Here is a 20901-nt window from a genome sequence, read left to right as displayed (position 1 = left end):
GGGCATTCCGTACGTTCCGCCGCCGGATAACGTCTCCGCGGATGTGTGGCGGGAGTCACACCTGAGCGGCTGGAGGGTGCGTGGGTAGCAGGGCGAGGTTCGGTAAGAGCCTGACGGCGGTGTTGGTGGTGGGTGCGCTGGCGCTCGCGGGCTGCGCCAGTTCGGAGAACGGCGGCGACAGCAGCGAGACCAGCGGTACCCGCACCCCGCCCGCGGTGGGCTTGGTAGGAGATCAGGCCGCGGAGCCGACCGGTTCCACGCCGCAGCTCACGTTCAGCGTGCAGGCGCTGGCGGCGGTGCTCGATCCGGCCAGGACCACCGCGCGCGGCGGCAGCGGCGGTGACGAACTGGCCGCCGTCTACGACGTCCTGCTCCGGTACGACGAGAAGACGGGCGACTTCGTGCCGCGTCTGGCTCAGTCGCTGACTGCCGATCAGACCGGGAACGTCTGGACGCTGAAGCTGCGCCCCGGCGTCACCTTCAGCGACGGAACGCCGCTCGACGCGAACGCGGTGGTGGCGAGCATCAACCGCTACAACACCAACAAGGGCAACGGCGCCGCAGTGTGGATCGACGCCGTCGAGTCGACCACTGCCGTCGACCCGCAGACGGTGGAGTTCCGGCTGAACAAGAAGTGGCCGACGTTCCCGTCGATGCTGGCGCTCGGCCACGGCATGATCGTCGCGCCCAGCGCGGGCGAGGGCGAGGCGTTCAAGCCGATCGGTGCCGGCCCCTTCGTCCTGGATCACTACGCCCCCAACGAGGAGCGGGTGCTCACGGCGCGCGCCGACTACTGGAACGGCAAGCCCAAGTCGGACAAGGTCAAGTTCATCGCGCTGAGCGGTTCGCGGGAGAACCTGGAGTCGATGCGCACCAACGGCATCGACATCGGCTTCCTGCGCGGCAATCCGCAGGCGATCTACGACACGATCGACGCCGGCTACCCCGGCTCCTTCAGCATCCTCAACAGCGGTGGTGCCGAACTGGTCAACAACCGTGAGGGCCGGCCGGGCGCGGATGTGCGGGTGCGCAGGGCGATTGCGCTGGCGATCGATCCGGAGCTGGTCGGTCAGCGCGGCGACAACGGTCTGGGCCTGCCCGGCAAGGCCATGTTCAACGATCTGTCCCGCTGGGCCACCGACGTCGAGGGCGTGCCGTTCGATCCGGACGCTGCCCGCAAGCTGCTCGACGAGGCCAAGGCCGACGGCTACGACGGCAAGCTGAACTACATCGTGCTGCAGGAGCCGAGCGAGGCCGCGATCGGCCTGGCGGTGCAGTCGCTGCTGCAGGCGGTCGGCTTCACCGTGAACATCATCAATGCCAACAACGCCGGTGACATCGTCAAGCAGGTGTACGTCCAGCGTGACTACGACATGGCGCACGCCGGTATCGGCCTGTACGAGGCCATTCCGTACCTGGGTCTCGACACCACTCTGTCGGCGACGTCCACGGCCAACTTCGCGGGTTACTCGAACCCGCAGATGGAGGGGCTGCTCGACAAGCTGCAGGCGGCCGACGGTGACGACCAGATCCGCGGCGTGCTGGCCGAGATCCAGACGCTGTGGAACGAGACCGTTCCGAGCGTCCCGGTGAGCTCGGTGATGATCTACGTGGCGTGGCAGAAGAACGTCGGCGGTGTGGTTCCCACCGCGACGGGAATCATGCTGCTCGACAAGGCCGGTCGTAACTGATCGACCGCAACTGACACGGTGACGTGACGAGGACCCGGCGACCACACGGTCGCCGGGCCCTCGTTCTTCTCCGACTAGGCAGACGGGGCGAACCGTCGCAGTCGCAGGCTGTTGCTGACGACGAACACGCTCGAGAACGCCATCGCGGCACCGGCGAGCATCGGGTTCAGCAGACCCGCCGCGGCGAGCGGGATCGCCGCCGCGTTGTAGGCGAAGGCCCAGAACAGGTTGCCCTTGATGGTGCGCAGGGTCTTGCGGGACAGTTCGATCGCGTCGGCAGCCGAGCGGAGGTCGCCGCGGACCAGGGTGATGTCGGCGGCCTCGATCGCGACGTCGGTGCCGGTACCCATCGCCAGACCCAGATCGGCCTGGGCGAGCGCGGCCGCGTCGTTGACGCCGTCGCCGACCATCGCCACGACCTTGCCGTCCGCCTGCAGACGCTTGACGGCGTCGACCTTGTCGCCGGGCAGCACCTCGGCGATGACGGTGTCGATGCCGACCTGTGCCGCGACGGTCCGGGCGACGGTCTCGTTGTCGCCGGTGAGCAGGACCGGGTTCAGGCCCAGCTGCTTGAACCGGCGCACGGCGTCCGCGCTGGTGTCCTTGATCGCGTCGGCGACCACGAACACGGCGCGGGCCTGTCCGTCCCAGCCGGCCGCGATCGCGGTGCGGCCCAGCTTCTCGGCCTCTCGCTTCGCGTCGGCGAGGTCGTCGGACAGGTGCAGCGACCAGTCCGCGAGCAGGCTCTCGCGTCCGGCGACCACGGCGTGGCCGTCGACGACGCCCTGCACGCCCTTGCCCTCGACGTTGACGAAATCCTCGACGGCGGGCAGGGTTCCGACGCCGTCGGCGGCTCCCGCCGCGACAGCCTGGGCGATCGGGTGCTCGGACGCGTTCTCGAGCGCGCCCACCAGTCGCAGCGCCTCGTCGCGGTCGACGCCGTCGGCGGTGACCACGTCGATCAGTGTCATCTTGCCGGTGGTGACGGTGCCGGTCTTGTCGAGCACGATGGTGTCGACGCCGCGGGTGGTTTCGAGGACCTCGGGTCCCTTGATGAGGACGCCGAGCTGGGCGCCGCGGCCGGTGCCGACCAGTAGGGCGGTCGGGGTGGCCAGGCCCAGGGCGCACGGGCAGGCGATGATGAGCACCGCGACGGCGGCCGTGAAGGCCATCTGCAGGGGATTGCCGGTGCCGATCCAGTAGCCGAGCGCGGCAACGGAGATCGCGATCGCGATCGGGACGAACACGCCGGCGATCCGGTCGGCGAGGCGTTGCACCTCGGCCTTGCCGTTCTGGGCGTCCTCGACGAGCGCGGCCATCTGGGCGAGCTGGGTGTCGCTGCCCACCCTGCGGGCTCGCACCACGAGCCGTCCGCCCGCGTTCACGGTGGCACCGACGACGTCGTCGCCGACTCCCACCTCGACGGGCACCGATTCGCCGGTGAGCATGCTCATGTCGACGGCCGAGTTGCCCTCGACCACGACACCGTCGGTGGCGATCTTCTCGCCGGGTCGGACCGCGAACAGGTCGTCGACGCGCAATTGGTCTGCGGGGATGCGGGATTCGACACCGTCACGCAGTACCGAGACTTCCTTGGCGCCCAGTTCGAGCAGGGCGCGCAGCGCGGCGCCGGCGGTCCGCTTGGACTTGGACTCGAAGTACCGTCCGGCGAGCACGAACGTGATGACGCCGGCGGCCACCTCGAGATAGATGTTGGCGGCGCCGTCCATCCGGTTGACGGTCAGCTCGAACGCGTGCTTCATACCGGGCGCACCGGCGGTGCCGAAGAACAGCGCGTACAGCGACCACGCGAACGCGGCGGTGGTGCCGAGCGAGATGAGGGTGTCCATCGTGGCGGTGCCGTGCCGCAGGTTGGTCCAGGCGGCGCGGTGGAACGGCAGGCCGGCCCACACGATCACCGGCGCGGCGAGGGTGAGCGACAGCCATTGCCAGTTGTCGAACTGCAGGGCCGGGATCATCGCCATCGCGATCACCGGAATCGACAGGATCGCCGAGACGATCAGCCGGGTGCGCAGGGCGGCGAGTTCGCGATCGCCTGCGGAGTGACTCTGATCGTCGCCCGTGCCCTGCCCGTCGGCTGCCGGGGGAGTCGGCAGGGTCGCGGAGTAGCCGGCGTTCTCCACCGCGGTGACGAGGTCGTCGGTGCTGACACCCTCGGGGAAGGCGATCTTCGCCTTCTCGGTGGCGTAGTTGACGGTGGCGGTGACGCCCTCGATCTTGTTGAGCTTCTTCTCGACTCGGGCGGCACACGAGGCGCACGTCATACCGCCGATCGCGAGTTCGATGGTGTCGTTACGGCCGGTGGTGAGATCGGCGGTAGTCATCAGTGTCCTCCTTCGTGACCGTCATGTTGTGCGGGTGTGGATCCCGCGGTGGGGGTGGTCGTCGGGCCCACCGGAACGGTGAACTCCGCGGTGCGGACGGTGCCCTCGTGCTGGAAGTCGAGGAACAGTCGGTAGGTGCCGGCGCTCGGGGCCTGCGCGTGGAACGTGACGTCCGGGCCGGGTGCGGTGACGCCGTCACCGGGTTCGCCCTCCGGGTGGACGTGCAGGTAGGCGAGGTCGCCGGTGCGCAGCGCGACGAGGTGACCGTAGGCGCCGAGGTAGGGGTCGAGATCGTTGACGGGAACGCCGTCCCGCGTGACGGTGAGCGTCAGCGGTCCGCCCGCCGTGGTGAGGTCGCCGCCGAGGGTGACCGTGTAGCCGTCGACGGTCGCGGTGCGCGACGCGGGCGGCAGCGGTGTGGGCTGGACATCGCCGGCGACGTCGACGTCGCGTCCCAGCGTGAGCTGGCCGGGCGCGTCGCTCGCCTGGAAGTCGGCGAAGACTCGGTAGGTGCCGCCGGTCGGCCAGGTCCAGTCGATCGACCACGTGCCGTCGGTGCCCAGCGTGGGGTGGACGTGCCGGAACTCGCTGGTGTCCGATCGGACGACGATCAGGTGCAGTTGCTTCTCGTGGAGGTCGTCGTACTCACGGACCGGCGTGCCGTTCGCGTCCAGGATGCGGAAGCTCAGGGTGCCGGTCTGGCCTGCGAGGGTGGGCGAGGTGACCTCGCCGAGGGTGTAGCCGTCCTGCGAGACCTGCAACCCGGCGGGGACGCCCGAGGCGGGCTCGGGGTCGGCGGCCGCGTGGCTGTCGGTGTGTGTGCTCGTCATGTCGATCGGGCTTCCCGTGACGGCACCCACGCCGAGGGCCGCGGCGAAGACGACCGCGAGCCCTCCGGCGTAGGTGATGAGCGTGGTGGACGTTCGCATCGGATTCCTCAGATCGGCTGAGCGGTGTAGCCCGCTTCCTCGACCGCGGCGGTGACCGCGTCGACGGCGAGCGGGTCTGCGGAGGTGACGGTGAGGCGGCCCGATTTCAGGTCGACCGCGACGTCCGAGACGCCGGCGATCGCGCCGACCTCTTCCTTCACCGAGGAGACGCAGTGTCCGCAGGTCATTCCGGTGACGGTGTATTCGGCGGTGCTCATGTCGGCTCCTTGCTCTGGTACCAGTACCCCGTGTGGGTACTTCGGTGATACTCGAAAGGTACCCCTGGGGGGTATCAACTTGCAAGGGGGGTGGGACGGATTTGCGTCACGGCGGCAAAGTGTGACGAGGGTCCCCGGGCGCATGCGGGCAGGGTGTGGTTGACTGATGTCGGTCGTAGTTTTTGTGTTTGTGTTAGTCCACGCTCGCAAATCCTGAAGTTGCGGGCGGATGGATTCTCTCTTGGGAATCGCAAAGCCGCCGTGTGACACCGGCCCGGGAACCCCTGACCTGGGTTTCCCGAGTTTGCAGTTTGCAAGAGGAGAGAAAGAAACATGGCAGAAGGCACCGTGAAGTGGTTCAACGCTGAAAAGGGCTTCGGCTTCATCGCGCCCGACGACGGCTCCGCCGACGTCTTCGTCCACTACTCGGCCATCCAGACCAACGGCTTCCGCACCCTCGAGGAGAACCAGCGCGTTCGCTTCGAGATCGGCCAGGGCAACAAGGGCCCGCAGGCCACCGACGTCACCGCGATCTGATTTCGCTCCCGGGCAATGCTCGGGATCTGACGTGAACGGGGCTCCATCCGCGAGGATGGGGCCCCGTTTCGGCGTTTCGCGGGCGGTTTCGCGGCGCCTCCGCCGCTTCGGAAGTAGGGTTCGGCAACCGTGCTCACGTGACCGAAGGGACGACGGTGACTGCCGACGAACTCCGTGCACTCGCGGACCGGGCCGAGATCGGCGACGTACTGCTCCGCTACTTCCGGGGCGTCGATCGCCGCGACTGGGACCTGGTGCGAGGTTGCTTCTTCGCAGACGCCCACAACGACTACGCGCCGTTCTACCAGGGCGGGGTGGACGAATTCATGCAGTTCCTCGCCGACCCGGGCGGCTTCGGACTGTTCGATCGCACCTTCCATTTCGCCGGTAACCAGCTGATCGAACTGGACGGTGACACGGCCGACACCGAGACCTACGCGGTTGCACAGCACACCAGTGCGGCCGACGCGGGCAACTCCACCCGCAACTTCCTTGTCGTGTGGCTGCGCTACCTGGACCGGTTCGAGCGCCGCGACGGCCGGTGGGCGATCGCGGACCGCCGGATCGAGGTCGACTGGATCCGCAACGACGTCGGCGGCAGTTGGATGGACGTGCCCGGTCAGGCGCCGCGGTAGCGCTCGGCGACCAGCGCGTGGTGCTCGGCCCGGCGCCGGCACTCGTCGCGCAGTTCCGGCGGATCGAGCACCGTGAAGTCGACGTCGAACGCGCTGAGCCAGCGCGCGATCGAGGACGGGGACTCGCCGCCCAACGCCACCACGCAGCGGCCGTCCGGCGCGTCCTCGAGCGTGCCCCACGCGGCGTCCACCATCGGCGCGATGTCCTCGATCGGAGCGTGCAGCAGAACCCGGGCGCGCACGCGCGTCACCGCCCGGCCGATGCCGCGCGCGACGAACTCCGCGGCGCCCCCGGGCGGGAGCTCGCGCGGAGTGAAGCGCGGCCCGGTCGGAATCTTCGGGTCCATGCGGTCGACGCGGAACGACCGCCAGTCCTCCCTCGACAGGTCCCACGCCACGAGGTACCAGCGCGGCCCGGAACGGACCAGCCGATACGGCTCGACCTCGCGCCGGCTCTCGCTGCCGTCGTGGGCCCGGTAGTCGAAGCGGAGGCGCTCGTGGCCGTGGCACACCGACGCGATCGCCGACAGCACCGCGGCGTCCACCGCGCTCGGGGCGGGTTCGCGCTGCACGACGTCCACCTGCAGCGCCTCGAGCCGGTGCCGCAGCCGTGACGGCATGACCTGCCGCAGCTTGGCGAGCGCACGCACCGACGACTCGCCGATGCCCACGACAGAGCCCGTCGCCCCGGACTGCAGGCCGAACGCGACGGCGAGCACCTCGTCGTCGTCGAGCAGCAGAGGCGGCATCTCCGCGCCCGCGCCGAGCCGGTAGCCGCCGCCGACGCCGACGGTCGCGTCGACCGGATAGCCGAGGCCGCGCAGCTTGTCGACGTCGCGTCGCACCGTCCGTGGGGTGATGTCCAGGCGCTCGGCGAGTTCCACGCCCGACCAGTCCCGTCGGGTCTGGAGCAGGGAGAGCAGCCGGAGCAGCCGTGCCGAAGTTTCCCGCATACGTCGGAGCATCCCAGAGATTGCGGACGCTAGGTGTCCGCAATTGCTCCTAGTTTTCGTGGTGAGACAGAACGAACCACGAAAACGGGGAGGCACGACGATGCACGCGATGATCCGCACGGAGGGGTTGTCCAAACGCTTCGAGCAGGGCAAGAACACGATCGACGCGGTCGTGGACGTCGATCTCGACGTCGCGGAGGGCGAACTGGTGGCACTGCTCGGACCGAACGGCGCGGGCAAGTCGACCACGCTCCGGATGCTGACCACACTGCTGCCACCGACCGCGGGCCGCGCGCAGGTGGCCGGTTTCGACGTCACCGCGGACCGCGACGAGGTCCGCCGCCGGATCGGCTACGTCGGGCAGGGGAGCGGGGCCGGGCACAACCAGCGCGTCCGGGACGAGTTGGTGACGCAGGGGCGCTGCTACGACATGACGAGGCAGGCGTCGGATGCACGCGCGGACGAACTGCTCGCGGCCCTCGATCTCGAGGACCTCGCCACCCGGAAGGTCAGCACCCTGTCGGGCGGCCAGCGCCGACGCCTCGACATCGCGCTCGGACTGGTGCACCGGCCGCCACTACTGTTCCTCGACGAGCCGACCACCGGCATGGATCCGCAGAGCCGGGCCAACCTGTGGGATCACATCCTGCGACTGCGGGAATCGATGGGCACCACGATCGTGCTCACGACGCACTACCTCGAAGAGGCCGACGCGATGGCCGAACGGGTGATCGTCATCGACCGCGGCACGGTGATCGCCGACGACACCGCGTCCGCGCTCAAGGCGGATCTCGCGGGCGATCTGTTGACGGTGGGCTTCGACGACGCCGACGCGGCGGCGGAGGCGGCCCGGCTGGCCGGGGAACTCGTCACGGTCCGCGACGTCACGGTGGCCGGGGCATCGGCGCGGATTCGCACGAGCGAGGGCGACGCGACGCTACCGGAGCTGCTGCGACGAGCTGAGATGTCCGGCCTGCGCGTCGCGACCGCCGAGATCGCGCGTCCCACGCTCGACGACGTCTTCCTCGGCCTCACCGGACGCAGCCTGCGCGAGACGGCCGCCGCGTGAGGCTGTGCCCCTCCGTGCCACTCCGTCCCTCCCACACCACTCGACCGCCAGACCCGAGGAGACCTCTCATGACCGGAATCGTCCGCGACAGCGGCATCGTGATGGCCCGCGAACTGCGGCCCACGCTGCGCGACCCAGTGAGCGTCGTGTTCAGCCTCGCTCAGCCGCTGATCCTGCTCGCGCTGTTCGGCCCGCTGTTGAAGAACGTCCCGGGCATGGGGGAGGGCGTGTGGAACTGGTTCATCCCCGGCGTGCTGGTGATGATCGCGATCTTCGGCACGTCGATGACGGGCTCGAATCTGCTGATGGAGATGCAGCAGGGTTCGCACGAGCGGATGCTGGTGACGCCCCTGCACCGCTCGTCGCTGCTGATCGGCCGGGCCGCGAAGGAGATGGTTCCCCTTGCGGCGCAGGCGGTTCTGATCATCCTGGTGGCCCTGCCTCTCGGGCTCGACGTCGATCCCCTGGGCGCGGTCGTGGGCATCGTGCTGCTGGGCGTGTTCGGGGTGGGCCTGGGTGCGCTGTCGTACGCGCTGGCGCTGGCCGTGCGGGACCAGGACTGGATGTTCTGGGTGGTGCAGCAGACGCTGATGTTCCCGATGCTCATCCTGTCCGGCACGATGCTCCCGCTCGACGACGCCCCGGGCTGGATGCGCGGGCTCGTCGCGATCAACCCGCTCGGCTACGTCGTCGACGCCGAGCGGGCCCTGTTCGCGGGTGATCTCGCGTCCGGGACGGTGCTGTCGGGCGTCGTCGCGGCCCTCACCGTCGCGGTCGTGGGACTCGGCATCGGCGTGCGGTCCGTCCGCTAGACGGAAGTGGCGCCTGAGGTGCGTTTTCGTCACCTCGGGCGCACCGCCTATTGTTGGAACCTGTGCTTTCCGTCGTTCCACGCCCCGTCACGGTTCGGGCGCCGTCCAAGGTCAACCTGCACCTTGCGGTCGGTGACCTGAGGGAAGACGGCTACCACGAGCTGAGCACCGTCTTCCAGGCGCTGTCGCTGGCGGACGACGTGTCCGTGATCCCGTCCGACGCGTTGTCGGTCCGGGTCCGTGGGGAGGGTGCGGGGTCGGTGCCGACCGATCACACCAATCTCGTCTGGAAGGCCGCGGAGATGCTGGCCGCCGAGGCGGGGATCGCGCCCGACGTGGAGATCTCCATCGTCAAGGGCATCCCGGTGGCCGGCGGCATGGCCGGCGGCAGCGCCGACGCGGCCGCCGCGCTGGTGGCCCTCAACGAACTGTGGCGACTCGATCTGAGCCGGGACGCGCTGTCCGAGTTCGCGGCACGACTGGGCAGCGACGTCCCGTTCTCGCTGCACGGCGGCACCGCCGTCGGCACCGGGCGCGGCGAGAAGCTGCTGCCGGTGCTGTCCCGCAACTCGTTCCACTGGGTACTCGCGCTCGCCAAGGGCGGGTTGTCGACGCCGACAGTGTTCCGTGAACTCGACCGACTGCGCGCCGAGGGCGACCCACCGCGCGTCGGCGACGTCGACGACCTCATGCACGCCCTCGCGTCCGGTGACGCCGAGGCGCTGGCGCCGCTGCTGGGCAACGACCTGCAGGCGGCCGCGTTGTCGCTGGCCCCCGACCTGCGTCGCACGCTCCGTGCCGGCGTGACGGCCGGCGCGCTCGCCGGCATCGTGTCCGGCTCCGGCCCCACGTGCGCGTTCCTGTGCGCGGACGCGGACGCCGCGGTCGCGGTGGGGGCGGAACTCTCGGGTGCGGGAGTGTGCCGCACCGTGCGCGTCGCGAGCGGGCCGGTGCCCGGCGCACGCCTGATCGACTCCGAGCCGGAAGGCAGCCACTGATGGCGAATTTGATCAATCTCGAACAGGTTTCGAAGTCCTTCGGCATCAAGCCGCTGCTCGATTCCGTGTCACTCGGTGTGCAGGAGGGCGAACGGATCGGCGTCGTCGGCCTCAACGGTGGCGGCAAGACGACGATGCTCGAGGTGCTCGCCGGGATCGAGGAGCCCGACTCGGGCCGGGTCAGCCGGGTCGGCGGTCTGCGGATGGCGGTCGTGACCCAGCGCGGTGTGCTGCCCGCGGGCTCGACGGTCGGCGACGTGGTCCTGGGCCCGCTCGGTGTCGCGGACCACGAGTGGGCCGGTGACGCCCGCATCCGCGGCATCCTCGCCGGCATCGGCATCGACAACCTCGGACTCGACGCGTCGGTCGACGGACTCTCCGGTGGCGAACGCCGCCGCGTCGCACTCGCCGCGGCGCTCGTGCAGGAACTCGATCTGCTCGTGCTCGACGAGCCCACCAACCACCTCGACGTCGAGGGCGTGCAGTGGCTCGCCGAGCACCTGGTGTCGCGGCGCTCGGCGCTGGTCGTCGTCACCCACGACCGCTGGTTCCTCGACACCGTCGCCAACCGCACCTGGGAAGTGGTGGGCGGCAAGGTCGAGAGCTACGAGGGCGGCTACAACGACTGGATCTTCGCCCGCGCCGAGCGGTCCCGCCAGGCGGACGCCGCGGAGGAGCGGCGGCAGAACCTGGCGCGCAAGGAACTCGCGTGGCTGCGCCGCGGTCCGCAGGCCCGCACCTCCAAGCCCAAGTACCGGGTCGAGGCCGCCGAGGCCCTGATCGCCGACGTCCCCGCCCCGCGCGACAGCATCGCGCTCGCGTCGTTCGCGAAGCGGCGGCTGGGCCGCGTCGTCATCGAACTCGAGGACGCGAAGCTCACGACGCCGGACGGCCGCGAACTGGTCCACGACCTCACGTGGCGTCTCGCGCCGGGCGAGCGTGTCGGCCTGGTCGGTGTCAACGGCTCCGGCAAGACGACGCTGCTGCGCACCCTCGCGGGCGAGCTGGAACCGGCGTCCGGCAAGCGGATCCAGGGCCAGACCGTCAAGATCGGCTGGCTCCGTCAGGAACTCGACGACCTGCCCACCGACATGCGGGTGCTCGACGCCGTCAAGGACGTCGCGGAGCGGATCACGCTGGGCGACAAGGAGATCTCGGCCGGTCAGCTCGCCGAGCGGCTCGGTTTCGCGCCGGCCCGGCAGCGGACGCCGGTCGGCGACCTGTCCGGCGGCGAGCGTCGCCGGTTGCAGCTCACCCGCGTCCTGATGGCCGAGCCCAACGTGCTGCTGCTCGACGAGCCCACCAACGACCTCGACATCGACACCCTGCAGCAGCTCGAGGACCTGCTCGACGGCTGGGCGGGCACGATGGTCGTCATCTCCCACGACCGCTACCTCATCGAGCGGATCTGTGACACCACGTGGGCGCTGTTCGGCGACGGCAAGCTGACCAACTTGCCCGGTGGCATCGAGGAGTACCTGCGCCGGCGCGCGGTGCTGGCGCAGAAGCCGGAGAACGTGGCGCAGTCGGTGGCGTCCACGGCCGGTGCCGCCGCTCCCAAGGTGGCGCGCGACGGCGCCGCCGATCGTGCGGCCCGCAAGGAGCTGTCGCGGCTCGAGCGCGCGGTCGCCAAGCTCGACGAGCGCGAGACGAAGCTGCACGCCCAGCTGGCCGAGGCCTCGACCGATCCGTCGAAGCTGATGACCCTCGACGCCGAGCTCAAGCAGGTGGTGGCCGAGAAGGAAGCGGCCGAGGAGCAGTGGATGGAGCTCGCGTCCGAACTCGAGTGACTGCGGCGAATCGCTCCGTTGTCGCTGCCGGGCAACGATAATCGCACTACACACCCCATTCGGGCGTGTGGGCGGATAGCCTGCAGTTGTCACCGACATGCGGGGTGGAGGGCGGGCATCGTGGATCTGGAGGCGATAGCCGAGATCAGTCGGCTCAAATACCGGTACGTGCGCGCCCTCGACACGAAGTCCTGGGCGGATTTCGCAGAGACGCTGCTACCGGATGCGACGGCCACCTATGCCGAGCATCTGCGGTTCGACTCTCGGGACGCTTTCGTGTCGTTCCTGCAGGACACACTCGGGCCGCACGTCATCACCGAGCACCACTGTGGGCACCCCGAGATCGATGTCCACGGCGACACCGCGACGGGCATCTGGTACCTGTCCGACACCGTCGTGGTGCCGGGCGACCAGATGTTGATGCACGGCGCGGCGTTCTATCAGGACCGCTACGCCCGCGACGCCGCCGGACGGTGGAAGATCGCGCACACCTCGTACGAGCGCACCTACGAATCGGTGTACTCGCTGGCCGACGTGCCGAGTTTCCGTCTCACCTCCAACCGATGGGCACTGATCGGGTCACCGCAGCCGGGGGTGTCCGGGGTGGCCCCGTGACCGATTTCCCGGCCGCAGGCGCCCTGCCCTATCTGACGGTGCGCGGGGCCCGGGAGGCGCTCGAGTGGTACCGCAAGGCGTTCGGGGCCGAGGTCGTGGGTGAGCCGATCGTGATGGACGACGGGCGGATCGGGCATGCCGAAGTGCGCCTGCCGACCGGGATGATCTACCTGGCCGAGGAGTTCCCGGAGATGGGCCTGACGGCACCCGAGTCGGGTGCGACGTCGGTGAGCCTGATGCTCCCGGTCGACGACACCGACGCGGTGCTCGAGCGTGCCCACGACGCCGGCGGCATCGTCGAGCGCTGGATCTCCGAGAACTACGGCCGGCGCAACGCGACGCTGATCGACCCGTTCGGGCATCGCTGGATGCTCTCGGGTCCGGCGAAGGAGGACTCCGCTCGATAGGGTCGATCGGTGGCTGTTCCGTCCCCCGCCGAGTTCCCCGACACCCGTAGCTGGATCCGCGCGTTTCCGGGCGCGACCACGTCACCCCCGTCGAGCGGTCTGCCGATGCCCGGCGATCCGGACCTGCCCGCGGATCCGGTCGCGCTGTTCGTGTCCTGGCTCGAGGAGGCGGTCGCCGCGAGCGTCGTGGAACCGCACGTCGCGACACTGTCGACGGTCGATCCGTCGGGCGACCCGGATGCCCGCACGCTGCTGCTCAAGGACGTCACCGAGCGCGGGTGGTGGTTCTCGGGTGACGAGCGTTCGCCGAAGGCCGCGCAGCTCGGGGCGCACCCCGCCGCGGCGCTGACCTTCTACTGGCGGGAACAGGGCCGTCAGGTGCGGGTGCGTGGACGGATCGAGCGGGGCGACGCCGACGTGAGCGCCCGCGACTTCCGCGAGAGGTCCGTCACCGCGCGAGCGGTGGCCGCGGCCAGTCGACAGAGCGAGATCCTCGCCGACGCTGCAGAGTACGACGCCGTTGTCCGGGCCGCGGAATCCGAGATGGAGGCCGACCGATCGTTCGTTTCGGCAACCTGGCAGGCTTGGTGTCTGGTTCCGGCGACAGTCGAGTTCTGGCACGCAGATCCGGGCCGACGGCACCTGCGTGTCCGCTACCGGCGCCTCCTTCCCCCGGAAGGGTCCGGTTGGCGCCTCGACGCGTTGTGGCCGTGAACAGTTCGACAGGAAGGGAGATGCGATGACGTCGTTCATCCAGACCCAGGTGCACGGAAACGTCGCGGAGATCGTGCTCGATCGACCGAGGGCGCTCAACGCCTTGGACAGCAGCATGATTCGCGACATGTATGCCGCGTTGACCAAGTGGCGCGACGACGACGCGATCACGGCGGTGCTGGTGACCAGCGCGTCGGAGCGCGCCTTCTGCGCGGGCGGCGACATCAAGTCCGTCCGTCAGTCCGCCCTCGACCGCGACCACAACGCGGTCCACGCGTTCTTCGAAACCGAGTACAAGCTCAACGCGCTCATCGCGAACTACCCCAAGCCCTACATCGCGCTGATCGACGGTCACGCGATGGGCGGCGGACTCGGAATCTCGGTGCACGGTTCGGTGCGCGTGGTCACCGAGAAGGCCGGCCTCGCGATGCCAGAGACGGCCATCGGCTTCTTCCCCGACATCGGTGCCAGCTACTTCCTGCCGCGGCTGACCGGCGCGACGGGCATGTACCTGGGCCTGACCGGGGCCCGCGCGTCGGCGGCCGACGCCGTCTTCGCCGGCCTGGCCACGCACTTCGTGCCGAGCGACAAGCTCGGCGCACTCGCTGACGACATCCGCGCGATGAGCGGCACGGATCTGGACGCGGTGCTGGCGCGGCACACCACCGATGCGCCGGCGTCGGGGCTGAAGGATCAGCTGGGCGAGATCGATCGGGTCTTCGGGTCGGGCGACATCACCGACATGGTGGCGCGGCTGACCGGTGACGACGAGTGGACCAAGCAGACCCGTGAGGCCCTCACGACGCTGGCTCCGAGCAGCCTGTGGATCACTGCCGAGCTGGTGCGCCGGGGCGCGGACCTGACCCTCGAGCAGTGCCTCGACCTCGAACTGGTACTCGGCGCCGAGGTCACTCGCAACGCCGACTTCATCGAGGGCGTGCGGGCCGTGCTGGTCGACAAGGACCGCAACCCGTCGTGGAATCCGCCGTCGGTCGACGACATCGACGCCGAGGCGATCGAGGCGCTGTTCACCGAGATCACGGCCGACCTGGCGGAGTAACCGCGGTCAGACGGTCCGGGGCAGCTCGAGTCGTAGCCTGGCGCCGCCGAGCGGACTGTCGGTCAGCTCGGCGGTGCCGCCGTGCAGCTCCGCCTGCTGCGCGATGAGCGCGAGCCCGAGCCCCGATCCGTCGGGGTGCGCGGACGCTCCGCGGGCGAAGCGATCGAACACGGTGGTCCGCTCGTGGTCCGGGATGCCGATGCCGTTGTCGTCGACGGTGATCGTGATCCCGCGTGCGTCGAGGCCGACACCGATCTCGATCCGGTCCGCGAGACCGTGCCGGACGGCGTTGGTGACGGCATTCTCGAGGACCATGCGCAGCCCCGACGGCAGTCCGCGCATCGGCAGCGTCGGCGGGGCGGTCAGTCCTACCTCCACGTCAGGGAGCCGGCGCTTCGACTCCTGCACGCACCGGTCCGCTACCTCGACGAGGTCGAGATCCTCGTGATCGGCGACGTCGGACAGTTCACCCACCGCGAGGCTCTCCAGATCGGTCAGGGTCGACTCGATCTGGCGTTCCGTGGCGCGCAGTTCGGTGAGGATCTCGGTGCGCTGATCGGCGGTGAGCGGCATGGTGGCGAGCACCTCGAGGTCGGTGCGCATCGAGGTGAGTGGGGTACGCAATTCGTGTGCCGAGACGGCAGCGAAGTCGCGGGCCGATCCGAGTGCCTGCCGGGTTCTGTTCTGGGCCTTGCGGATCCGGTCGAGCATGAGCTCGATGGCCTCGGCCAGGTCCTCTGCTTCGCGGGACCCGCGGATGTGGGGAAGTGGCGACGGGAGGTCGTCGCGCACGTCGTGCGTGGCCGCGGCGAGGCGCTGGAGCGGCCGGACAGCGCGCCCGGCGAGCAACCAGCCCAGGCCGGCCGCGACGGCGATCGCGACGACCGCGGCCCCGGCGACCTGCCACTGCTGCTCGCGGATGGCGCGACTGAGCGTGTCCTCCGGGACCGACACGGCCACCACCTGCCCGAGGCCGCCGGCGATCTGGACGTCCTTCGCGCGCACGGCGGCACCGTCGATCGTGGTCGTGCGCACCGGTTCCTCGAGCGTTGCCGCGGCGACGCTCGAGGGCATGGTCTCGATTGCGGGAGTCTCCGTGAACGTGTGGGTCGTCGCCGAGTTCGTCGACATGCTGAGCGACACCGAATCGAGTGCGCGGTCGAGTTGATCGGAACCGTTGACCCGCAGGAAGACCACGAATGCCACACCGATCGCGCCGATCACGATCGTGGCGGCGAGGGCGGACACCAGTGCGACGCGGGCTCGGAGCGACAGCGAGCGTCGGCGCGCGGTCACGGCTTCTCCCTCAGTACGAAGCCGACGCCCCGGACCGTATGCAGCACGCGCGGCATTCCGCCCGCCTCCAGCTTTCTCCTCAGGTACGTCACGAAGACGTCCACGACGTTGGTGTCCGCGTCGAAGTCGTAGCCCCACACCAGTTCCAGTAGGCGCACTCGGCTGAGCACGATCCCGGCGTTCTCGGCCAGTACCTCGAGCAGATCGAATTCCCGTTTGGTGAGGTCGACGCGTTCGCCGCCCATGTGGACGCGGCGGCCCGGCAGGTCTACCTCCAGAGGACCCACCGTGACGGTCCCGGCCGGTGCCGGGGTGTGCGGTGCCCGCCGCAGCAGGGCCCGCAGCCTGGCCACCAGTTCGCCCAGCTCGAACGGCTTGGTGAGGTAGTCGTCGGCGCCGGCCTCGAGTCCCGCGATCCGGTCGCCGACCGTGCTGCGCGCGCTGAGCACGCAGATCGGAACGTCGTTGCCCATCGCCCGCAGCGCCGTGACCACGCTCACCCCGTCCAGGACCGGCATGTTCACGTCGAGGACGATCGCGTCGGGGCGCGATGCCGCGACGGCCCGCAGCGCGGAGGCCCCGTCGTCGGCGGTCTCGAGATCGAAACCGGACAGGCGGAGCCCCCGCGTGAGGGAGGACAGGACCTTGGGGTCGTCGTCGACGAGCAGGATGCGGGCACTAGCGGTCACTGCATCCATAGTGCCTGCGTTCATCGAGTGGTCAGCAGTTCACCGATGTGACGGTGACCGCTCCGTCCTTCGAGTCCGCCACGAAGACGTCGTCCTGCCCGACCCGGTCGGCGGGAGTGGACTCGGTGGTCGCGGTGGCGATCGACATCTCGATCCCCGCGGCCTTGCCCTCGTCGATCAGCTTCTGCAGTTCCTCGTCGGTGATCGGATTCACCGACACCGAGCAGTTCTTGCCGTCGGCGTCGATCGCGGAGACGTCGGACGCGGGGGTGAGCTGGGCTGCCGGGGTGCTCTCGGCGGCCGGGGTGGCGACAGCCACCGGCGACGAGCTGCCCGGGATCGCGTTCTGTGCCCACGCGACGCCCGGCACGGCCAGGGCGGCTGTGGCGGCGACGCCGATGGCAACGGCGGCGACCTTGCGGCGGGTGAAGCGGCTGACGAAGGACATGTTCATGCGCTGGCTCCTCGTTCGGTGTCGGAGCCCCGGTGGCTCCGACACCGACGAAGTTACGAGCGCAGAACTTGGGGGCCGTTGGTGAAGTCTTAGGGGTTGATGAGGGAAGTCGGCTGGGGACTAGCCGTTGAATTCAGCCGGGTGCGGCCCGGTCCGTCCGTCGCGGTCGAGAGCGTCGACTTCCGCCACTTCGGCGGCAGACAGTTCGAAGTCGAGGACGTCGAGGTTCTCGCGGATTCGCGAGGGCGTCACGGACTTCGGGATGCTGATTCGCCCCTGCTGCAGGTGCCAGCGGAGGACGATCTGGGCGGGCGTCCGATCGTGGTCGGCCGCGATCCGCGTGATCGCCGGCTCGTTCAGGACCGCACCCTGCGCCAGTGGGCTCCACGCTTCGGTGGCGATGCCGTGGGCGTCGCCGAACTCGACCACATCGCGCTGCTGCAGTGCCGGGTGCAGTTCGATCTGGTTGACGGTGGGGACGATCGTGCCGGCGTCGAGCACCCGCCGCAGATGCTCGGGCAGGAAGTTCGAGACGCCGATCGCCCGAACACGCCCGTCCGCGTAAAGCTTCTCGAGCGCGTGCCAGGAGTCGACGTATCGATCGTGGGCGGGGGCCGGCCAGTGGATCAGGTACAGGTCGAGGTAGTCGAGGCCGAGCCGGTCCAGGCTCGCTTCGAATGCCGCCAGGGTGGCGTCGTAGCCCTGGTCGGTATTCCACAGCTTGGACGTCACGAACAGCTCGTCGCGCGCGATACCGGAGGCGGCCAGGGCTTTTCCGGTTCCGGACTCGTTGCCGTAGACGGCTGCAGTGTCGATCGAGCGGTAGCCGGCATCGAGGGCCGCGGTGACCGCCGCCGTCGTCTCGTCGTCGGGCACCTGGAAGACGCCGAAGCCGATCTGCGGCATCGCGACGCCGTTGTTCAGGGTGATGGTGGGGAGGGTGGACATGATTCTCCTCGGATGGATGTGAAGGTCCGTCGGTTCGGGACGGTCAGACACCGGCGAGATGCCCGGTGCGTGGTGCGGGTTCGATACCCCTGCGGCTGTTCGCCTTCCGGGTCGCGAGTGCCATGACGGCGACCGCCACCAGGGTGATGGCGGCACCCGCCCAGATCGGTGAGGTGTAGCCGAGGCCCGCCGAGATGGTGACGCCGCCGATCCAGGCGCCGAACGCGTTGCCCGCGTTGAAGGCGCCGATGTTGGCACCGGACGCGAGCGTGGGCGCCTCGCTGGCGTACTTCATGACGCGCATCTGCAGGCCGGGGACGGTCGCGAAGCCGAAGATGCCCATCAGCAACAGGGACACGACCGCCATGACGGGACTCGCGGCTGTCAGCGCGAAGACGGCGAGGACGACGGTCAACACGGACAGGGCCGCCAGGAGCGTGGCGTCGACGTTTCGATCGGCCGCCCTGCCGCCCAGCGTGTTTCCGACGAAGAGCCCCACGCCGAACACCATGAGCAGCCACGGCACCGTCGCGCCGGCGAAGCCGCTGACGGATGTCAGGGTGAAGGCGATGTAGGTGAAGGCGCCGAACATGCCGCCGTAGCCGAGAACCGTGACGGCGATCGACGCCCACACCTGTCCGGAGCGGAAGGCGCGCAGCTCACCGCGCAGTCCGGTGGCTCCCGCGGTTCCGCTCTCGGTGGCGGGGACCAGGGCGAGGATGCCGATCAGGGCGACGACGCCGATCGCGCTGATCGCCCAGAACGTCGAACGCCAGCCCGCGGCCTGGCCCAGCAGCGTCCCGAAGGGGACACCGAGGACGTTCGCCGCGGTCAGCCCGGTGAACATGATCGCGATCGCTCCTGCCTTCTTCTTCGGCGCAACCATGTCGGCCGCCACGACGGCGCCGATTCCGAAGAAGGCTCCGTGACAGAGCGCCGCGACGACCCGGCCGAGCAACATGGTGGGGAAGTCGGGGGCGAGCGCGGAGAGGGCGTTCCCGACGATGAACAGGACCATCAGTCCTGCGAGTACGGGTTTGCGGGGGAGTCGGGTGACGGCAGCGGTCAGGATCAGCGCGCCGACGACGACGCTGAGCGCGTAGCCGGAGATCAGCCAGCCGGCGGTGGCCTCGCTGACGGCGAAGTCGGTGGAGACCTCGGGCAGCATTCCCATGATGACGAACTCGGTCAATCCGATGCCGAACCCGCCGAGGGCGAGGGCTATCAGGCCAATGGGCATGTTGGAGTGCTCCTTGAAACGCGGTGAGAGCAGATAAGGCGCGTAAGCTGTTAGTTGCAGGCGCTGGATAAATAGTTGCATGAGTAGATATGCCGCGCAAGCAACTATCTGAAGATGTAAGGCTCGTCACCAGGAAAGAGGCATCGTGGGCATCAGGGACGATGCGGTCGAGATCAGGTCGCAGGGGTGGCGGACGCTCGCCGCGCTGCACGGGCTGATCGAGTCCGAACTCGAGCGATCACTGCAGGCCGAGGCGAAGCTCTCGGTTGTCGAGTACACGGTGATGGACGCCCTGAGCAGGCAGGACGGATGGCACATGCGGATGCAGCAGCTGGCCCGCGCGGCGGCGCTCAGCGCCAGCGCCACCACCCGCCTGGTCAATCGACTCGAGGATCGGGGGCTGCTGACCAGGATCCTGTGCGCGGACGACCGGCGCGGCATCTACACCGAGCTCACGCCGGACGGCCGGAAGTTGCTCGAGGAGGCGCGACCGGTCCACGACGCGACCCTCGAGCGTGCGCTCGCCGAGGCACGAGAGGTGCCCGAACTGGCACCTCTCGTCGACGCGCTGCCGCTGCTGCACGCCGCGTCGTAGGACGCGGCGTCTAACTGCCAATCTTCAGTGCTGCGGCCAGTTCCCGCAGTGCGGGCAGCGGGTCGCCCGCCATCGGCAGCACCTGGATCGCGACATGGTCGGCGCCGGCGTCGAGATGTGCGGTGAGCCGCGGGGCGATCGCGGCCGCGTCCCCGTGCGCGACGAGCGCGTCGATCACGCGGTCGCTGCCGCCGTTGTCGAGTTCCTCGGTCGGGAAACCGAGGCGCTCGAGGTTGCGCCGGTAGTTCCGTAGATGCAGGTACGGGTTCTCGACGGCGTCGCGGCCGATCGTCCGAGCGGCGTCCGCGTCGGTGCTCAGCACCACCTTCTGCTCGGGGGCGAGCAGTGGGTCGGGGCCGAGGATCTCCCGTGCCTCACGCGTGTGGTCGGGAGGCGTCAGATAGGGGTGGGCGCCGGCGGTGCGGTCGGCCGCGAGCTTCATGACCTTGGGGCCGAGTGCGGCCAGGACACGCCGGTTCTTCGGGACGCCCGCGTCGTCGAGGACGTCGAGGTAGCGGACGAGGGCGTCGTACGGCTTGTCGACGCCCATACCGGGCACCTCGGGATGTCCGACGCCGATGCCGAGGACGAAGCGTCCGGGGTGGCGGGACTCGATGCGCTGGTACGACTTCGCGATCTCGTCGGCCGGTGCGGAGAAGATGTTGACGATGCCGGTCGCGACGGTGATCTTCTCGGTGCCGGCGATCAGGTCCTCGATCACCTGCAGGTCGGCGGGCGGGGATCCGCCGGCCCAGATCGCGCCGTAGCCGAGTCGTTCGATCTCGGCGCCTACCTCGGGCTGCAGCCCGAAGGCGTGCCGCCAGACGCCGAACTTTCCGTAGTGGGGAGTGCCTGCCGTGTCGTGTGTGACCTCTGCCATACCGGTTCCAACCGGACCGGTCGGTG

The 20901-nt window shown here is 69.4% G+C and carries 22 protein-coding genes; 12 read left to right on the top strand and 10 right to left on the bottom strand.

Features of this window, described 5'->3' with window-relative positions:
- Positions 1–80: 80 nt before the first annotated feature.
- On the top strand, positions 81–1691 hold the full coding sequence (locus LCL87_RS01700) for an ABC transporter substrate-binding protein (protein ID WP_225015991.1): 1611 nt from the start codon (positions 81–83) through the stop codon (positions 1689–1691).
- A 74-nt stretch (positions 1692–1765) separates the two neighbouring features.
- Here the strand turns inward: LCL87_RS01700 and LCL87_RS01695 are convergent, their stop codons facing one another.
- The 3 genes from LCL87_RS01695 to LCL87_RS01685 are packed head-to-tail and all read right to left on the bottom strand — an operon-like array spanning position 1766 to position 5183.
- Positions 1766–4036 (bottom strand): heavy metal translocating P-type ATPase, encoded by a 2271-nt coding sequence (locus tag LCL87_RS01695; protein ID WP_225015989.1) that lies wholly within the window; start codon positions 4034–4036, stop codon positions 1766–1768.
- Positions 4036–4965, bottom strand: a complete 930-nt coding sequence (locus LCL87_RS01690; protein ID WP_225015987.1) for a DUF8832 domain-containing protein — start codon at positions 4963–4965, stop codon at positions 4036–4038. Before LCL87_RS01690 ends, LCL87_RS01695 begins: the two co-directional genes overlap by 1 nt.
- An 8-nt stretch (positions 4966–4973) precedes the next feature.
- A complete protein-coding gene (locus tag LCL87_RS01685) occupies positions 4974–5183 on the bottom strand; it encodes a cation transporter (RefSeq protein WP_225015985.1) in 210 nt (69 codons plus the stop codon).
- Positions 5184–5516: 333 nt separating this feature from the next.
- Here LCL87_RS01685 and cspE point away from each other — a divergent pair, with 333 nt between their 5' ends.
- Positions 5517–5720: a transcription antiterminator/RNA stability regulator CspE gene (cspE, locus tag LCL87_RS01680; RefSeq protein ID WP_137723532.1), complete on the top strand. Its 204-nt coding sequence runs from the start codon at positions 5517–5519 to the stop codon at positions 5718–5720.
- Between the two features lie 137 nt (positions 5721–5857).
- Positions 5858–6355 (top strand): nuclear transport factor 2 family protein, encoded by a 498-nt coding sequence (locus LCL87_RS01675; RefSeq protein WP_225015984.1) that lies wholly within the window; start codon positions 5858–5860, stop codon positions 6353–6355.
- Here LCL87_RS01675 and LCL87_RS01670 read toward each other — a convergent pair.
- A complete protein-coding gene (locus LCL87_RS01670; RefSeq protein WP_225015982.1) occupies positions 6340–7308 on the bottom strand; it encodes a helix-turn-helix transcriptional regulator in 969 nt (322 codons plus the stop codon). The genes LCL87_RS01675 and LCL87_RS01670 overlap by 16 nt on opposite strands.
- Before the next feature lie 109 nt (positions 7309–7417).
- On the opposite strand from LCL87_RS01670, the gene LCL87_RS01665 reads away from it, so the two are divergent.
- The 8 genes from LCL87_RS01665 to LCL87_RS01630 all read left to right on the top strand — a co-directional run bounded on the left by LCL87_RS01665 (position 7418) and on the right by LCL87_RS01630 (position 14773).
- Positions 7418–8377: an ATP-binding cassette domain-containing protein gene (locus LCL87_RS01665; RefSeq protein WP_225015980.1), complete on the top strand. Its 960-nt coding sequence runs from the start codon at positions 7418–7420 to the stop codon at positions 8375–8377.
- Positions 8378–8445: 68 nt separating this feature from the next.
- On the top strand, positions 8446–9189 hold the full coding sequence (locus tag LCL87_RS01660) for an ABC transporter permease (protein ID WP_225015977.1): 744 nt from the start codon (positions 8446–8448) through the stop codon (positions 9187–9189).
- A gap of 62 nt (positions 9190–9251) precedes the next feature.
- A complete protein-coding gene (locus tag LCL87_RS01655) occupies positions 9252–10187 on the top strand; it encodes a 4-(cytidine 5'-diphospho)-2-C-methyl-D-erythritol kinase (RefSeq protein WP_225015975.1) in 936 nt (311 codons plus the stop codon).
- A complete protein-coding gene (locus LCL87_RS01650) occupies positions 10187–11977 on the top strand; it encodes an ABC-F family ATP-binding cassette domain-containing protein (RefSeq protein ID WP_225015974.1) in 1791 nt (596 codons plus the stop codon). Before LCL87_RS01655 ends, LCL87_RS01650 begins: the two co-directional genes overlap by 1 nt.
- Positions 11978–12097: 120 nt before the next feature.
- Positions 12098–12592 carry a nuclear transport factor 2 family protein gene (locus tag LCL87_RS01645; protein WP_225015972.1) on the top strand — a complete coding sequence of 165 codons (495 nt, stop codon included), beginning with the start codon at positions 12098–12100 and terminating at the stop codon, positions 12590–12592.
- Positions 12589–12999: a VOC family protein gene (locus LCL87_RS01640; protein ID WP_225015970.1), complete on the top strand. Its 411-nt coding sequence runs from the start codon at positions 12589–12591 to the stop codon at positions 12997–12999. Before LCL87_RS01645 ends, LCL87_RS01640 begins: the two co-directional genes overlap by 4 nt.
- 9 nt (positions 13000–13008) lie before the next feature.
- Entirely contained in the window at positions 13009–13713 is a 705-nt protein-coding gene (locus LCL87_RS01635) for a pyridoxine/pyridoxamine 5'-phosphate oxidase (RefSeq protein ID WP_225015968.1), read from the top strand.
- Between the two features lie 25 nt (positions 13714–13738).
- Positions 13739–14773 carry an enoyl-CoA hydratase/isomerase family protein gene (locus LCL87_RS01630; protein ID WP_225015966.1) on the top strand — a complete coding sequence of 345 codons (1035 nt, stop codon included), beginning with the start codon at positions 13739–13741 and terminating at the stop codon, positions 14771–14773.
- A 6-nt stretch (positions 14774–14779) separates the two neighbouring features.
- Here the strand turns inward: LCL87_RS01630 and LCL87_RS01625 are convergent, their stop codons facing one another.
- The 5 genes from LCL87_RS01625 to LCL87_RS01605 all read right to left on the bottom strand — a co-directional run bounded on the left by LCL87_RS01625 (position 14780) and on the right by LCL87_RS01605 (position 19400).
- Entirely contained in the window at positions 14780–16069 is a 1290-nt protein-coding gene (locus LCL87_RS01625; RefSeq protein ID WP_225015964.1) for a sensor histidine kinase, read from the bottom strand.
- A complete protein-coding gene (locus LCL87_RS01620) occupies positions 16066–16767 on the bottom strand; it encodes a response regulator transcription factor (protein WP_225015962.1) in 702 nt (233 codons plus the stop codon). Before LCL87_RS01620 ends, LCL87_RS01625 begins: the two co-directional genes overlap by 4 nt.
- Positions 16768–16789: 22 nt before the next feature.
- Positions 16790–17212 (bottom strand): hypothetical protein, encoded by a 423-nt coding sequence (locus tag LCL87_RS01615; protein WP_225015960.1) that lies wholly within the window; start codon positions 17210–17212, stop codon positions 16790–16792.
- Between the two features lie 120 nt (positions 17213–17332).
- On the bottom strand, positions 17333–18160 hold the full coding sequence (locus LCL87_RS01610) for an aldo/keto reductase (protein ID WP_225015957.1): 828 nt from the start codon (positions 18158–18160) through the stop codon (positions 17333–17335).
- Between the two features lie 43 nt (positions 18161–18203).
- On the bottom strand, positions 18204–19400 hold the full coding sequence (locus tag LCL87_RS01605; protein ID WP_225015955.1) for an MFS transporter: 1197 nt from the start codon (positions 19398–19400) through the stop codon (positions 18204–18206).
- A gap of 145 nt (positions 19401–19545) precedes the next feature.
- Between LCL87_RS01605 and LCL87_RS01600 the strand changes: the two genes are divergently transcribed.
- Positions 19546–19995 carry a MarR family transcriptional regulator gene (locus LCL87_RS01600; protein ID WP_225015953.1) on the top strand — a complete coding sequence of 150 codons (450 nt, stop codon included), beginning with the start codon at positions 19546–19548 and terminating at the stop codon, positions 19993–19995.
- A gap of 10 nt (positions 19996–20005) precedes the next feature.
- Here LCL87_RS01600 and LCL87_RS01595 read toward each other — a convergent pair whose 3' ends face one another.
- The gene (locus LCL87_RS01595; protein ID WP_225015951.1) at positions 20006–20875 is read right to left on the bottom strand and encodes an LLM class F420-dependent oxidoreductase; all 870 of its coding nucleotides are present in this window, start codon (positions 20873–20875) and stop codon (positions 20006–20008) included.
- Between the last annotated feature and the right edge of the window lie 26 nt (positions 20876–20901).

Source organism: Prescottella equi, assembly GCF_020171745.1.
Lineage (GTDB): Bacteria > Actinomycetota > Actinomycetes > Mycobacteriales > Mycobacteriaceae > Prescottella > Prescottella equi_A.
This window is presented reverse-complemented; position numbering and strand designations above follow the sequence as displayed.